General features: G+C 68.3%; 11 protein-coding genes. 5 read left to right on the top strand and 6 right to left on the bottom strand.

Annotated elements, in window-relative coordinates; translation table 11 throughout:
- Positions 1-125: 125 nt before the first annotated feature.
- Positions 126-1,319, bottom strand: a complete 1,194-nt coding sequence (locus M3M28_RS02865) for a cysteine desulfurase family protein (RefSeq protein WP_249387346.1) — start codon at positions 1,317-1,319, stop codon at positions 126-128.
- A 26-nt stretch (positions 1,320-1,345) separates the two neighbouring features.
- Between M3M28_RS02865 and glgX the strand changes: the two genes are divergently transcribed.
- The 3 genes from glgX to glgB all read left to right on the top strand — a co-directional run bounded on the left by glgX (position 1,346) and on the right by glgB (position 7,719).
- A complete protein-coding gene (gene glgX / locus M3M28_RS02860; protein WP_249387345.1) occupies positions 1,346-3,400 on the top strand; it encodes a glycogen debranching protein GlgX in 2,055 nt (684 codons plus the stop codon).
- A gap of 143 nt (positions 3,401-3,543) precedes the next feature.
- Entirely contained in the window at positions 3,544-5,496 is a 1,953-nt protein-coding gene (locus tag M3M28_RS02855; RefSeq protein WP_249387970.1) for an alpha-1,4-glucan--maltose-1-phosphate maltosyltransferase, read from the top strand.
- A gap of 42 nt (positions 5,497-5,538) precedes the next feature.
- Entirely contained in the window at positions 5,539-7,719 is a 2,181-nt protein-coding gene (gene glgB / locus M3M28_RS02850; RefSeq protein ID WP_249387344.1) for a 1,4-alpha-glucan branching protein GlgB, read from the top strand.
- Positions 7,720-7,741: 22 nt separating this feature from the next.
- Here glgB and M3M28_RS02845 read toward each other — a convergent pair whose 3' ends face one another.
- The 5 genes from M3M28_RS02845 to M3M28_RS02825 all read right to left on the bottom strand — a co-directional run bounded on the left by M3M28_RS02845 (position 7,742) and on the right by M3M28_RS02825 (position 12,488).
- Complete coding sequence (locus tag M3M28_RS02845; protein WP_249387343.1) at positions 7,742-8,743, bottom strand: proline racemase family protein; 1,002 nt, start codon at positions 8,741-8,743, stop codon at positions 7,742-7,744.
- Positions 8,743-10,206: an FAD-dependent oxidoreductase gene (locus M3M28_RS02840; RefSeq protein ID WP_249387342.1), complete on the bottom strand. Its 1,464-nt coding sequence runs from the start codon at positions 10,204-10,206 to the stop codon at positions 8,743-8,745. The genes M3M28_RS02845 and M3M28_RS02840 overlap by 1 nt, the downstream gene beginning before the upstream one ends.
- Complete coding sequence (locus tag M3M28_RS02835; protein WP_249387341.1) at positions 10,206-10,529, bottom strand: (2Fe-2S)-binding protein; 324 nt, start codon at positions 10,527-10,529, stop codon at positions 10,206-10,208. Before M3M28_RS02835 ends, M3M28_RS02840 begins: the two co-directional genes overlap by 1 nt.
- The gene (locus M3M28_RS02830) at positions 10,526-11,725 is read right to left on the bottom strand and encodes an NAD(P)/FAD-dependent oxidoreductase (protein WP_249387340.1); all 1,200 of its coding nucleotides are present in this window, start codon (positions 11,723-11,725) and stop codon (positions 10,526-10,528) included. The genes M3M28_RS02835 and M3M28_RS02830 overlap by 4 nt, the downstream gene beginning before the upstream one ends.
- 91 nt (positions 11,726-11,816) lie before the next feature.
- Positions 11,817-12,488: a GntR family transcriptional regulator gene (locus M3M28_RS02825; RefSeq protein WP_249387339.1), complete on the bottom strand. Its 672-nt coding sequence runs from the start codon at positions 12,486-12,488 to the stop codon at positions 11,817-11,819.
- Positions 12,489-12,711: 223 nt separating this feature from the next.
- Between M3M28_RS02825 and M3M28_RS02820 the strand changes: the two genes are divergently transcribed.
- Both M3M28_RS02820 and M3M28_RS02815 read left to right on the top strand, forming a co-directional pair.
- Positions 12,712-14,250: an alanine/glycine:cation symporter family protein gene (locus tag M3M28_RS02820; protein ID WP_249387338.1), complete on the top strand. Its 1,539-nt coding sequence runs from the start codon at positions 12,712-12,714 to the stop codon at positions 14,248-14,250.
- Positions 14,251-14,285: 35 nt separating this feature from the next.
- A complete protein-coding gene (locus M3M28_RS02815) occupies positions 14,286-15,632 on the top strand; it encodes an MFS transporter (RefSeq protein WP_249387337.1) in 1,347 nt (448 codons plus the stop codon).
- Positions 15,633-15,665: the final 33 nt, after the last annotated feature.

Here is a 15,665-nt window from a genome sequence, read left to right as displayed (position 1 = left end):
AGACCCGACAATTCTCCCCCACCGCAACCCCCTACGTTGCCGCCCTACTTAGGTTGAGTGGTCGTTTTTTGCAGTTTCCAGGCACTGGAAACTCCAAACAACGACCACACAACCCCCTCAGGGGGTCAGCGGGGGCGGTTGCTGAGGCCCGCTCGGCGGGCCGTGTTGTAGGCGGCGGGGAGGGCGTCGAGGAGGGCTGCGACGTCGGCGGAGGTCGAGTCCCAGCCGAGGGTGAAGCGCAGGGCGCCTCGCGCCGTCGCCTCGTCGTCGCCCATCGCGAGCAGCACGTGGCTCGGTTCGGGGATGCCCGCCTGGCACGCCGAGCCGGTCGACGCCGACAACTGCGCCATGTCGAGCAGATAGAGGAGCGAGTCTCCCTGCGCGCCCGGGAACGTGAAGTGCACGTTGTTCACGAGCCGCGGATCCGCACCATCGGCCGGTTCGGCCCCACGCAACCGCGCCTCGGGAATCGCCTCGCGAATTCCTTGGATGAGCGCATCACGCAGCCCGCGCAGGCGCTCGCGCTCGGCGGGGTCGGCTGCCTCGTCGAGCGCCGCCGCGAACGCCGCCGCGCCCCCAACATCCTGTGTGCCGCTGCGCAGCCCGCGCTGCTGGCCGCCGCCGTGCACGAGCGCCTCGAGCGTCGCATCCCGCGACACCACGAGCGCGCCCACGCCGACTGGCCCGCCGACCTTGTGCGCCGACACGCTCACCGCCTGCACACCCCAGCCGCGCAGATCAACATCCTCGTGCCCGAGCGACGCCACCGCATCGATGTGCACCGGCACGCCAAACCGCCGCCCGAGTTCGCCGAGTTCGGCCACCGGCTGCACCGTGCCCACCTCGTTATTGGCGTGCAGCACCGAGATCACGGCCGTGCGATCGGCGCCGTCCGCGAGCAGCCGCTCGAGCGCATCCAGGTCGACGCACCCCCGCGCATCCACCGGCACGAACTCGGCCTCGGCGCCCTGGTGCGCGACGAGCCACTCGACCGCGTCGAGCGTCGCGTGGTGTTCGGCCCGGGTGGTGAGGATGCGCGGCCGAGCGGGCGCGCCGGGCACCGGGTTCGCCGCCCACCAAAACCCCTTGATCGCGAGGTTGATTGACTCGGTGCCGCCGGAAGTCAGTACGACCTCGATCGCCTGCGCGCCGAGGTGCCGCGCGAGGCGATCGCGCGATGACTCGAGGCTCGCGCGGGCGCTCTGCCCGTGGGCGTGAATAGAGGCGGGGTTGCCGACGCGTTCGTGAGCCGCAAGCCAGGCGTCGCGGGCTGCGGGGCGAAGCGGCGTGGTCGCCGCATGATCCAAATAGATCGGCATACTCCTAATTGTAAAATCGGTGACCGATGCAGGCACACGACCTTCCCCCACTCGGACTCCACACGGGCACGCTCCGGGTTTGGTCCCACCACGCGAGCGATATGGCGCTCGTGCTCTTCGACGACGCCGGGCAGCTTTCCGAGCGCCTGCGGATGCGCCGCGACGGCGACATCTGGTCGGTCACATGCGATCGGCTGACGCCCGGCCGCCGCTACGCACTTTCGGTCGACGGCCCGAGCGGCGACGTGCACCGCTTCGACCCCGAGCGCTTCGTGCTCGACCCGTACGCCCGCTCGGTCGAAAACCTCGGGGATGCGCGTGAGCAGCGCTGGGTCGCGATCGTCACCGAGCACGAGGCGTTCGACTGGTCGACAAAGCCCGCGACGAAGCTGCAGGACTCGGTCATCTACGAGCTCCACGTGAAGGGCTTCACGAAGCTCGCCGAGTTCGTGCCCGAGCCGCTGCGCGGCACCTACGCCGGCCTCGCGGATCCGAACATCATCGCCCACTTGCAGCGCCTCGGCATCACCGCCGTCGAACTGCTGCCCGTGCAGGCGTTCACAAGCGAGACGCACCTGCGTCGCGCCGACACGACGAACTACTGGGGCTACAACACGCTCGGTTTCTTCGCGCCCCACGCCGACTACGCGACGGCCGATGCGCAGGCCGCCGGCCCCGAGGCAGTCGCCCGCGAATTCAAGTCGATGGTGCAGACGCTGCACGACGCGGGCATCGAAGTGCTGCTCGACGTCGTCTACAACCACACCGCCGACGAGGGCGACACCGGCGAGCCCGTGCTGTTCGCCGGCATCGACCGCGCGAGCTACTACCGCCACCTCGACGGCGAGCAGCTGCTCGACGTCACCGGCTGCGGCAACTCGCTCGACACGAACCTGCCGGCCGCGCAACGCCTCGTGCTCGACTCGCTGCGGTACTGGACCGAGGAGTTCGGCGTCGACGGCTTCCGCTTCGACCTCGCCGTGACGCTCGGCCGTGGCGCCGACCACGCCTACCACCGCGACCACCCGCTGCTGCAAGCGATGACGAACGACCCGGTGCTGCGCGAAACAAAGCTCATCGCCGAGCCGTGGGACGTCGGCACCGGCGGCTGGCAGACCGGCAACTTCCCCGGCGACGAGGAGTTCAGCTGGGCCGAGTGGAACGACGAGTTCCGCGACCGCGTGCGCAGCTTCTGGGTGCACAGCTTCTCGCAGGCGCGCATCACCGGCCAGCACCGCCAGGGCCTCGGCGAGTTGTCGACCGCGATGGCGGGGTCATCCGATCGCTTCAACGATGCCCGCGGCCCGCTCGCCTCGATCAACTTCGTCACCGCCCACGACGGCTTCACGCTTCGCGACCTCGTGAGTTACAACGTCAAGCACAACCTCCTCAACGGCGAGCTCGGGCGCGACGGCACGAACGACAACCGCTCGTTCAACTTCGGCCGCGAGGGCGACAGCGCCGACCCGCTGATTGACCGCAGCCGCCAGCTTGCGATCCGCAATCTGCTCGGCACGCTGCTCATCTCGGCCGGCGTGCCGATGCTCGTCGCCGGCGACGAGTTCGGGCGCACGCAGCACGGCAACAACAACCCGTACAACCAGGACAACGCCGAGTTCGGCTGGGTCGATTGGAACCTCACCGGCCCGCAGGAAGCCCTCATTCCGCACGTGCGCCGACTCATTCAGCTGCGGCAGGAGCATCCGGTGCTGCGGCCGCGCCTCTTCAACCACACCGACACCACGCGCTCCGAGGCCGCCCGCCTAAGCTGGTTCGACCCGCTCGGCGAGCCGATGCACGACTGGCAGTGGCACACCCCAACGCTGCGCTCGCTGCAGTTCCTCGCCTCGACCGAGGTGCCGGGCGATGGCCGCGACCGTGTGCTCGTGCTCATTCACGGTGTCGAAGACCCGGCGCCTTTCCGCATCCCGCTCGGCCCGAAGATCGACGGCTACCGCCTGCTCTGGGATTCGAGCGCCGAGCAGGTGGCCGAAATCGACTCGGATGCGATGAGCGTGCTGGTGCCCGGCGACCGTCTGCGCATGGTCGGCCCGTCGATGCGGATTTACGCGGCGGTCTAGGTCGCTCGGCGTTCCGCGAATCCAGGCAAGTTTCGCCCGCTGTTGCTAGCGTCGAAAATGTGGCAATGACAGCTGGCAACAACGCGAATGACCCCCACGAGTTCCCGGGCGACTACAGGCCGCGCTACGGGCGGATTCCCGTGATGCAGCTGCAGCCGCAGCTCGACGACAACCGGTTCCCGTCCCGCGCCTCGGTCGGTGAGGTCGTGCCCTTCCAAGCGGTCGCGTACCGCGAGGGCCACGACCTCATCGGCGCCGAGATCGTGCTCACCTCGCCCGAGGGCGTGACCGAGCGCATCCGCATGCGCCCCGGCCGCCCCGGCCTCGACGAGTGGGTCGCGTCGGCGCAGGTCACGACGGTTGGCACCTGGAGCTGGCACGTCGAGGCCTGGGGCGACGACTTCGCTACCTGGCAGCACAACGCCGAGATCAAGGTGCCCGCCGGCATCGACGTCGAGCTCATGCTCGAAGAGGGCGCCCGCGTGCTCGAGCGCGCGGCCGCCGACGCCGCCCTCACCGTGGCCGAGCGCGACACGCTCCTGCAGGCCGCGATCGTCGCCCGCGAGACCACACGCCCGGGGCAGGAACGCCTCGACGCCGCGACGACGGATGCGGTGCTCGAGCTGCTCGCGCAGCACCCGGTTCGCTCGCTGGTCACGCCCTCCGACACCCTCGAGATCCGCGTCGAGCGCGAGCGCAGCGGCTTCGGCGCCTGGTACGAGCTCTTCCCCCGCTCGGAGGGTGCGCGACGCAACCCGGACGGCACCTGGGCCTCGGGCACGTTCCGCACCGCCGCATCCCGCCTCGACGGCGTTGCGGCGATGGGCTTCGACGTCGTCTACCTGCCACCGATCCACCCGATCGGCCGCACCAACCGCAAGGGTCCGAACAACACCCTCAATGCAGGGCCAAACGACCCGGGCTCGCCCTGGGCGATCGGCGCCGCCGAGGGCGGACACCGCGAGGTGCACCCCGACCTCGGCACGATCGACGACTTCACCGCCTTCGTCGCGCGGGCTGAGGAACTCGGCCTCGAGGTCGCGCTCGACCTCGCGCTGCAGGCGACCCCCGACCACCCGTGGGTCGCGGAGCACCCGGAGTGGTTCACGACGCTCGCCGACGGCACGATCGCCTACGCCGAGAACCCGCCGAAGAAGTACCAAGACATCTACCCGATCAACTTCGACAACGACCGCGCGGGCATCTACCGCGAGGTGTTCGAAATTGTCGAGTACTGGATCGGCCTCGGCGTGCACATCTTCCGCGTCGACAACCCGCACACGAAACCGCTGCAGTTCTGGGAGTGGCTGATCCACGAGATCAACGCGCGCCACCCCGAGGTGATCTTCCTCGCCGAGGCGTTCACGCGCCCCGCGGTGATGCAGTCGCTCGCGAAGGCCGGCTTCCAGCAGTCCTACTCGTACTTCACGTGGCGCAACACCCGCGAGGAGCTCGAGGAGTTCCTCACCTCGGTGTCGCACGAGACGAGCCACTTCATGCGGCCGAACCTCTTCGTGAACACCCCCGACATTCTCACCGAGTACCTGCAGCACGGCGGCCGCGCCGCGTACGAGGCCCGCGCCGTCATCGCCGCCACAGCCTCGCCGAACTGGGGCGTCTACGCGGGCTACGAGCTCGTTGAGAACGTCGCGCGCCCCGGCTCGGAAGAGAACATCGACAACGAGAAGTACGAGTACAAGGAGCGCGACTGGGCCGCCCGCGAGGCCGACGGCTCGTCGCTCGCCCCGCTCATCACGAAGCTCAACGAGATTCGCCACGCGCATCCGGCTCTCGCGCAGCTGCGCAACTTCGAGGTGCACGACGCCGACTACGACCAGATCCTCACGTTCTCGAAGCACCTCTCGGGCGCCTACACGCCAACCGGCATCGACGACACGATCATCGTCGTCGTGAACCTCGACACCGCGAACACGAACATTGCGAACGTGCACCTCGACCTCGAGAAGCTCGGGCTGCCCGCAGCGAGCGCCTTCGGCGTCGTCGACCTGCTCAGCGGCCAGCGCTGGACGTGGCGCTCGTCGAACTACGTGCGCCTCGACCCCGGCCAGGCGCACGTGCTGCACGTGCAGCGCTAACCCAACTCGAAAGATCCACCTCGAAGAGGAGAACGCAGCATCATGAGCACGCCGACCGTACCCAGCCAGCCGAATCTCGGGCCGACCATCCCCGACGGGGAGTTGCTCGCACTCTCAGAGGGGCGCCACTCGGGCCCGCACGGCGTGCTCGGTCAGCATGAGCTCGACGGCGGCAACGTGTGCGTTCGCGTGCGCCGCCCGCTCGCCGACTCGGTCGCGGTGCTGCTCGCCGACGGCGGGCGCGTGCCGCTCACCCACGTCGCGCACGGCATCTGGGTGGGCGTGCACGAGCAGGGGCTGCAGGCCTACCGCATCGAGGCCCGCTACGGTGGCGGCACGACCGACGTGGCCGAAGACCCGTACCGATTCCTGCCCACGCTCGGCGACACCGACCTCTACCTGTTCGGCGAGGGCCGGCACGAGGAGCTCTGGCGCTCGTTTGGCGCGCACGAGCGGGTGATGGATTCGGTGCGCGGCACGGCGTTCAGCGTCTGGGCCCCGCACGCCGCTGCGATTCGCGTCGTCGGCTCGTTCAACGACTGGGATGGCGCGCGCCACGCGATGCGCAAGCTCAACGACCAGGGCGTGTGGGAGCTCTTCATTCCCGACGTGACCGCGGGGCACTCGTACAAGTTCCAGATCCGCACCGCCGAGGGCACGTGGATCGATAAGGCCGACCCGCTCGCCCGCTCCGCGGAGGTGCCGCCGCACACCGCATCCGTCATCACTGCCGCCTCGCAGTACGAGTGGGGCGACGAGAACTGGCTCGCCTCGCGGGCGACCCATGACCCCCACAACTCCCCCATGAGCGTCTACGAGCTGCACGCCATGTCGTGGCGCGAGGGCCTGAGCTACCGCTCGCTCGCCGACGAGCTCATCGACTACCTCGACGAGATGGGCTTCACCCACGTCGAGTTCATGCCGCTCGCCGAGCACCCCTTCGGCGGCTCGTGGGGCTACCAGGTCTCGGGCTACTACGCGCCGACGTCGCGCCTCGGCACGCCCGACGAGCTGCGCTACCTCATCGACCGGCTGCACCAGGCGGGCTACGGCGTGCTGATGGACTGGGTGCCCGGGCACTTCCCGAAGGATGCGTTTGCTCTCGCCCGCTTCGACGGCCAGCCGGTCTACGAGCACCCTGACCCGCGCCTCGGCGACCAGCAGGACTGGGGCACGCACGTCTTCGACTTCGGTAACTCGCAGGTGCGCAACTTCCTCGTCGCGAACGCGCTCTACTGGCTCGAGGAGTTCCACATCGACGGCCTGCGCGTCGACGCGGTCGCCTCGATGCTCTACCGCGACTACTCGCGCGACGACTGGCTGCCGAACAAGGACGGCGGCCGCGAATACTACGAGGCGATCGACTTCCTCAAGGAGGTCAACGCGACTGCCTACAAGCGCAACCCCGGCATCGTCATGGTCGCCGAGGAGTCGACGAGCTTCCCCGGCGTCACGAAGCCCACGAGCATGGGCGGGCTCGGCTTCGGGCTGAAGTGGAACATGGGTTGGATGAACGACAACCTGCGCTACTTCGAGAAAGACCCGATTCACCGCAAGTGGCACCACGGCGAGCTCACGTTCTCGTTCGTCTACGCGTGGAGCGAGCAGTACGTGCTGCCGATCTCGCACGACGAGGTCGTGCACGGCAAGGGCGCGATGTTCGCGAAGATGCCGGGCGACGACTGGCAGAAGGCGGCGAACCTGCGTGCGTTCTACTCGTACCAGTGGAGCCACCCGGGCAAGATGCTGCTGTTCATGGGCCAGGAGTTCGGCCAGACGCAGGAGTGGAGCGAGGCGCGCGGCCTCGACTGGTGGCTGCTCGACAACCCGACGTTCTCGGGCATTCAGCGCTATGTCGCCGAGCTGAACCAGCTCTACCGCGACGTGCCGGCACTCTGGGAACTCGACAACGACCCCTCGGGCCTGCAGTGGATCAGCGGCGGCGACAGCGACAACTCGCTGCTCGCCTACCTGCGCCGCGACCGCTCGGGCGGCGTCATCGCGTGCATCCACAACTTCTCGAACCAGCCGCTCGAGAACTACCGCCTCGGGCTGCCCGAGGGCAACTGGCGCGAGGTGCTCAACTCCGACGACATCGCGTTCGGCGGTGGCGGCGTCACGAACGCCGAGGTGCGGCTCGATGCCGACGGTTGCAACGGCTTCTCGCACTCGGCCGCGCTTCGCATCCCGCCGCTCGGCGCGACGTTCCTGCTGCGCGACTAACCGCCGCGCAGCAGGCGGGCGCCTAGAACTCGAACCCTTCGGGGAACGGGTCGCTCGGGTCGAGCAGGTACTGGCCGATGCCGGTCACCCAGGCGCGGCCGGTGATGGTCGGGATGGCCGCGTCGTACTTGCCGACCTTGGTCTCGGCGATGAGGCGGCCGGTGAACTGGCTACCGATGAACGACTCGTTGATGAAGTCGGTGTCGAGCGGCAGCTCGCCGCGGCTGAAGAGCTCGGCCATGCGGGCCGAGGTGCCGGTGCCGCAGGGCGAGCGGTCGAACCAGCCCGGGTAGATCGCCATGGCGTGGCGCGAGTACTCAGCGGTCGAGCCGGGCGCGATGAACTCGACATGGTGCACGTGGTCGAGGCCCTCGATCGTCGGGTGCTTCGGCGGCTGGGTCTCGTTGATCGCATCCATGATCTTCAGACCGGCCTGCAGAATCTCCTGCTGGTGTTTGCGGTCGAATTCGATGCCGACGTCGTCGAGGTCGACCATCGCGTAGAAGTTGCCGCCGAACGCGAGCGAGTACGGCACCGTGCCGAGCCCCGGCACCTCGACCTGCGCATCCAGCCGTTCGGTGTAGCTCGGCACGTTCTCGATCGTGACCGAGTCGGCGTGGCCGTCCGACACCGCGACGCGCGCGATAACGAGGCCGGCGGGGGTGTCGAGGCGGATGGTCGTGACCGGCTCGACGACCTCGACCATGCCGGTCTCGACGAGCACCGTCGCGGTGCCGATCGTGCCGTGGCCGCACATCGGCAGCAGGCCCGACACCTCGATGTAGAGGACGCCGAAGTCGCAGTCGTCGCGGGTCGGCGGCATGAGAATCGAACCGCTCATGGCGCCGTGGCCGCGCGGCTCGGTCATGAGCAGCCGGCGCAGGTGGTCAAGGTTTTCCTGGAAGTAGAGGCGCTTGTCGTTCATCGTCTCGCCGGGAATCGGCGCGAAGCCGCCCGTAACGACGCGCGTCGGCATGCCCTCGGTGTGCGAGTCAACGGCAGAGAACAGGAGTTTCGAACGCATCAGCTTTCGCTTTCTTCGGTGCAGGTGGTGGGCGCCGCGGCGCCAGCGGTGGCGAGGTCGGCAAGTCGAATGGGCGCGACGATCGGTCGTCGATCGGTGCGCGCGCTGTCGCCGACGGGGTCGCCGGTCGCCTCGGCGAGCAGCGCCTCGACGTTGCGGCCGCAGATGCGGCCCTGGCAGATGCCGAGCCCCGCGCGGGTCGTGAGCTTCGTCGAGCGGAGGCCCGCCGAACCGGTCACCGCGACGGTGTAGCGGAAGCTCTTCACGCTTGTCTCTTCGCAGCGGCAGAGCGTCGTGTCGTCGCTGAGCCAGGAGGTCCAGCCGGGGCGGATGCCGTGGGCGGCCTCGAGCCGACCGGCGAAGTGAGTAAAGGTGGCGCGCTGTCGCACCGCGCGGCGCAGCTCGGGGTCGGCGACGTCGCCGCCGGCGGCGCAGTGGCCGGCGATCTGCCCCTCGTAGAGGGCGGCATCGCTGCCGCCGATCGAGGTGATCTCGCCCGCGGCGTAGACGCCGTCGACGCTCGAGCGCTGGGCGTCATCGACGCGCACGAACTTCTGCGGCGAGATGTCGCAGCCTGCCGCGATCGCAAGTTCGATGCGGGGCGTGAAGCCGTGACTCACACAAACCGCGTCGGCAGCGTACCGCCGCTCGGTGCCGGCGATCGGGCGCCAGTTGCGGTCCACCTTGGCGATGGTGACCGCCTCGACGCGGTCGGTGCCGTGGGCCGCGACGACGGCGCGGCCGGTCTTGTAGGGCACGCGGTGGCGCACGTGCGCGCCCACGTACTCGAGCAGCTCGCCCGCCTTGTGGGATGCGCCGGCCAGCTTCCAGGGGCGGTCGGCGACCCAGCCGCCCAAGTTGCGCAGCGGGTTTGCCTCGAACACGCCGACGACGTTCGCGTTCGCCGAGACGAGCGACGTCATCACCGGCAGCAGGAACGGGCCCGCGCCAGCAATGACGACCTTCTGGCCGAGCGCGATGCGCTCACTCTTCGCAAAGGCCTGCGCGGCGCCGGCGGTGAAGACGCCCGGGAGGGTCCAGCCGGGGAACGGCAGGGTGCGGTCGTGCGCGCCCGTCGCGAGCACGAGCGCATCCGGCGCGAGTTGGAAGGTCTCGCGGCTACCGGAGTCGACCGGACCGCGGGCGATGTTGAGCTGGATGCTGCCCTGCGGGTCGCGCTCAAGCGACCAGACCTGGGCGTTCGTGAGCACTTCGCAGCAGGCCGCGCCGAGCACGGTGTCGCGCAGCTGCGTGTAGGTCGACCAGTTGTGGTGCAACCGCGATTCCTTCGCGCCGGCACGTTCCTGCGGAAGGTGCCGCCAGAACTGGCCGCCGAGTTCGTCGCCCGACTCGAGCAATGTGACCCGAGCGCTTGCCGCGATCGCGGCGGCAGCAGCGGCGAGGCCAGCCGGGCCGCCGCCGACCACGACAACGTGCCTGTTGCGTGAGGTCTCCCCCGCCATCAGTGCTTCACCTCCGGAAGTTCGTCGTGCTGCGGGCAGACGACGTCGCCGTCCTGCACCCGCCGCTGGCACGCGCGCACATCGCGCTCGTCGTTCACCGTGACGATGCAGTCGAAGCAGACGCCGATACCGCAGAAGAGCCCGCGGGGTCGTCCGTTGACGCTCGTCGTGCGCCACGAGTCGATGCCGTTGGCGAGCAGCAGGCCGGCCACGGTCTGGCCGGCCTCGCCTTCAAGGTGCTTGCCATCGAACGTCGCGGTGAGACGCGCGGCCGCCCGGCGCTCGATCGGGTCGTCTTCGGCGCGGATGAGCCGAGCGGTCATGCGGCCTCCTTGAGGTAGCTGGCGAGCGAGGGCCGGCGCAGGTCGAAGGGCTCGGTCTCGATCGGGCCGAGCGCGCTGCGCGGGGTGCCGCCGAGGATGAGCGCGGCGAGGATCTCGGCGGTGACGACCGAGAGCCCAATGCCCGCGCCCTCGTGCCCCGAGGCGAAGAACAGGCCGGGCACGCGCGGGTCGTCGCTCGCGACGGGAAGGTGGTCGGGCATGTAAGGGCGGAACCCGCCGTAGCTGCGCATGATGCTCGCCTCGGCGAGGAACGGGAACACCCGGAGCGCCTTCTGCGCCATCTCGCCAAGCACGCGCGCCCGCATCGACTCGTCGAAGCCGACCTGCTCGCGACTCGAGCCGATGAGCACGGTGCCGGCCTGCGACGATTCGATCACCGCGGCCGTCTGCAGGGCGGCGTCGGCTGACTGGGTCGCCCCGAAATAGTCGCCGTCGTAGACCTTGTGGAACACGCGGTGCGGCATGCGCGAGGTGACGAGCACGTTACCCCGCCGCGGGGCCACCGGCACGGGTGCGCCGAATCGCTGCGAGAGCTCGCCAGTCCAGGGGCCCGCGGCGATCACGACCGACTTCGCCGCAATGGTGCCGGTGGCAGTCTCGACGCCCGTGACCGCGCCACTCGCGTCGCGCACGAGCCCGGTCACCTCGGTGCGCCCGAACACCTGCGCACCGTGCTTCTTCGCGACCGCGAGCAAACCCTCAGTCGCAATCGTTGGCTGGATCTGCGCATCCTCGGGGTAATACACCGCGGCCGTGCACTCGGGGTTGAGCCACGGCTCGCGCTCGAGTGCCTCGGCAATGGTGAGCACGCGCGCGTCGATGCCCGCCGCACGCTGCTTCCCTGCGAAGTCGAGCAGGGGCTGCGCGCCCGCGGCGGTCGTCGTCACGACGATGCCGCCCTTCGGCTCGAACTCGAGCGACGGCATTCCTTGGCCCAGCTCATCCTCGATCTCGCGCGCGAGGGTCGGCCACATCGCGAGCGAGTGCCGGGCGAGGTCAAGCTCGGGCCCTGGCCCCTTGTCTGAGACGAGCAGGTTGCCCTCGCAGTGGCTGCTCGTGCCGGATGCAGGCAGCGAGCGGTCGAGCACGGCGACGGATGCGCCGCGGGTCGCGAGCGCGTGGGCGCACGCGGCGCCGACGATGCCCGCGCCGATGACGGCGATGTCAAAGGCCATATTCGCTCCCTGTGGTCACTTCTGCGTGAGTAATATGTCACACATTAAAGCGTGGGATGCGCGCTTCGCAAGCAGCCCCGCCAGGCTCGCGCTACTCGGTTTCGGCGCGCCCAGCCCAGATGCCGACGGTGTGCCCGACGTGGCGCCGCATGATCTCTTCGGCGAGTTCCATGTCGTGCGCGACCAGGGCATCCACGAGCTCGTGATGCTCCGCCGCCGAGGCATCGAGGTGCCCCGATTCGGCCATCCTCTGCAGATTCGTGAGACGGGCGCGGGTGCGCAGATCGTCGACGAGCTGTGTCAGCAGCGGATTGCCGAGCATCGAGGTGAGCCGCGAGTGGAACTCCACGTCGGCCTCGAGGTAGAGCTTGAGGTCGACCTCCTTCGCGCCCTGCGTGATGCGGTCGGCCAGCTCGCGCATCTCGGCTTCGCGCTCGAGGTCGAAGTTCGGCGCGAGGTCGCGCATGCTCGGCGGTTCGAGCAGCAGGCGAATCTTCGCGAGCGACTCGAGCTCCGCATCCGACACCGCGGTCACCCGGAAACCCTTGTTGCGCACGGGTTCGACCAGCCCGCGGTGCGCGAGGTCGAGGAGCGCCTCACGCACGGGAGTCGCCGACACCTCAAACTTCACGGCAAGCGTGGGCACCGTGAGCAGCTCCCCCGGCTCGAGCTGCCCCGAGACGATGGCGGCCGACAGGGCACGCTCAACCTGCGCGCGAAGACTCGGGCGGCTCGCGACATCGGCACCAATAGAAAAGGCCATGTGATCACGCTCCATCAGGTTGTCCACGCGGCTGCCCCATGGTACCGCGTGACACGGCACTGCTTTCTTCGAGCCAATTCGAATGTAAGGAAATTCACGCGGAACCCTCGACAACTTGACGACCACTTGTAATATGTCACATATTAACCAGCAAGCCGCGCTGCGCACCTACAGGCAGAGCGGCTCCGATTCCAGGCACACCACGACGACGTGAAGGAACCAAATGGACGGGCTATCAGGATTCATGGACTCGCTCACCGGCGTACTCCAGACCATTGGCAATATTGGCTGGGAGTGGCTCGCGTATCTCGCGCTCGCGCTCGGCCTGCTGTTCACCATCGTTGTTAAGTTCACCCAGGTCCGCCGCTTCCCCGACATGATCCGCCTCATCACGAGCGGCGGAAACAAGGACGAAGACGGCGGCGTCTCCTCTTTCCAGGCGCTTGCGCTCACGCTCTCGAGCCGCGTCGGCGTCGGCGCGATCGCCGGTGTCGCGACCGCCATCGCGGCCGGCGGCCCCGGCGCGATCTTCTGGATGGCCGTAACCGGCCTGCTCGGCGCGGCGAGCTCGTACGCCGAGTCGACCCTCGCCCAGGTGTACAAGCGCCGCATCGACGGCGAACACCGAGGCGGCATTCCCTATTACATTTACCACGGTCTCAAGCTGCGCTGGCTCGCAGTGGTCGCCGCGCTCGTCGCGTTCCTCGCCTACGGCTTCCTCGTGCCGGGCATCCAGTCGAACAACATCTCGTCGAGCGTTGAGTACGCCTTCGGCATCGACCCGTGGATCACCGCGACGATCGTGACCGTGCTCCTCGGCCTCGTGATCATCGGCGGCACGAAGCGCATCGTCAACGTCGCGCAGCTCATCGTGCCGTTCATGGCGGCTGGCTACATCATCGTCGCGCTCGTCGTCATCTTCTGGAACTTCCAGGCGATCCCCGAGACTGTCAGCGTCATCATCTCGAGCGCGTTCGGCGCGCACGAGGTGTTCGGCGGCATCCTCGGCTTCGCGATCACCTGGGGCATCCGCCGCGCGATCTTCACCTCGGTCGCGGGCGTCGGCGAGGGAACCTACGGCGCGGCCGCCGCCAAGGTGAGCCACCCCGGCAAGCAGGGCCTCGTGCAGGCCTTCTCGATCTACGTCGACGTGCTGTTCGTCTGCATGGCCACGGGCCTGCTCATCGTCGCAACCGACTCGTTCAACGTCATCACGCCCGCGGGCGAGCTGATCCACCAGGGCAACATCCCGGCCGACCTCGTGACCGGCGGCGCGAACGCGCAGGCCGCGATTGACACGGTCTTCCCCGGCTTCGGCTCGGCATTCGTCGCCGTCGCGATCTTCCTGTTCGCCTTCACGAGCCAGGTCGCGTTCTACTACATCGCCTCGTCGAACCTCATCTTCCTCACGAAGGAAAAGGTGAACAACACCGCCCTGTGGGTGCTCAAGATCGGTTCGCTCGTGATCTCGTTCGTCGGCGGCGTGATCTCGGCCGACATGATGTGGGCCGCCGGCGACATCGGCTACGTCGTGCTCGGCTTCATCAACATGGCGAGCATCATCCTGCTGCTGCCGGTCGTGCGCAAGGTCTACCGCGACTACGAGCGACAGCGAAAGGCCGGCAAAGACCCGGTCTTCCATCCCGAAGACCACGGCATCACCGGCGCCGACTTCTGGCTAGCGCCGAGCGCCACCACCCCCATCCCGACCGAGGAGCGTCGCCACCTCCAACGAGAGATCGATAACTCCGACAACCGGTAACTCTCCCCGCCTACGCACCATCACGAGGAGTCCCCATGTCAACGCAACAACCAACAACGTCAACCGATACCGCCGCCAAGAAAGGCATCGGCAAGGTGATGGCCGCCTCGGCCATCGGGCACTTTGTCGAGTGGTTCGACTTCGCGGTGTACGCCTACGCCGCACCGGTCATCGCCAGCCTGTTCTTCCCCGAGTTCGACCCGGCGTCGGCGCTGCTGTCGACGTTCGCGGTGTACTCGGTCGGGTTCATCGCCCGGCCGGTTGGCGCGTTCCTCATCGGCGCGCTCGGCGACCGCTTCGGGCGAAAGCGCGTCCTCGCGATGGTCATCCTGCTCATGGGTGTGAGCACCACGCTCATCGGTCTGCTGCCGACGTATGCGGTCATCGGCATCTTCGCGCCGATCCTGCTCATCGTGCTGCGGATGCTGCAGGGCCTCTCCGCCGCGGGCGAGACGATTGGCTCGAACTCGTTCGTGGCGGAGCACTCTCCGATCGCGACACGCGGCCGCAACGTCGGCTTCGTCTACACGGCGTCGAACTTGCCACCCGTGCTCGCGGCGCTGCTCGTGCTCTGGCTCACGGCGATCATGGCGCCCGAGGCGTACCACGAGTGGGGCTGGCGCGTGCCGTTCCTGCTCGGCGCACCGCTCGCCATCGTCGGCCTCTACATCCGCACCCGCGTCGATGAGTCGCCCGCGTACGTCGAGATGCGCAAGTCGAAGGCGGTCGAGTCGGCACCGATTCGCACCGTGTTCGCGACGCACTGGCGCGCGATGCTCGTGGTGTTTGCGATGTCGGCGGTGGCGAGCCTCGGGTACTACTCGCTCACGGGCTACTTCTACTCGTACATGACCGTGACGATCGGGCTCTCCTCCGACGACGCACTCATCTCGAACAGCATCGCGCTGCTGATCACCTTCGTGATAGTGCCGGTTTCGGCGGCGATCTCCGACAAGATCGGGCGCCGCAAGATGCTCCTGATCGCGATCGCGTTCAGCGCGATCGTCTCGCTGCCAGCCTACTTCCTCGTCGGCACCGGCACCCTGTGGGCGGCCATTGTCGCGCAGGGCCTGCTCGGTCTCGCGCTCGGCCTCGTGTTCGGGCCCGCGGGCCCTGCCTACGTCGAGATGTTCCCGGCACGGGTTCGCTACACCGGCGCATCGATCAGCTACAACCTCGCCTTTACGGTCTTCGGTGGCACGGCGCCATTGCTTGCGACGGCGCTCATCGCAATGACCGGATCGAATGTCTCGCCGGCCTGGTACATCGCGGCGGTCTCGGTGCTCGCGCTGGTCGTGCTGTTCGCCATGATGCCCGAGACGAAGGATCGCTCGATGCAGCACGGTGCCGACGAGCAGGACTTCGCGACAACTCGCCCCTAGGCACGGTGGCAGGAAAACGGGCCCCGCGATTCG

The sequence above is a fragment of the Gulosibacter sediminis genome (assembly GCF_023370115.1).
GTDB lineage: Bacteria > Actinomycetota > Actinomycetes > Actinomycetales > Microbacteriaceae > Gulosibacter > Gulosibacter sediminis_A.
The sequence above is the reverse complement of the archived record's forward strand: the minus strand, read 5'-3'. Positions and strand labels throughout refer to the sequence as shown.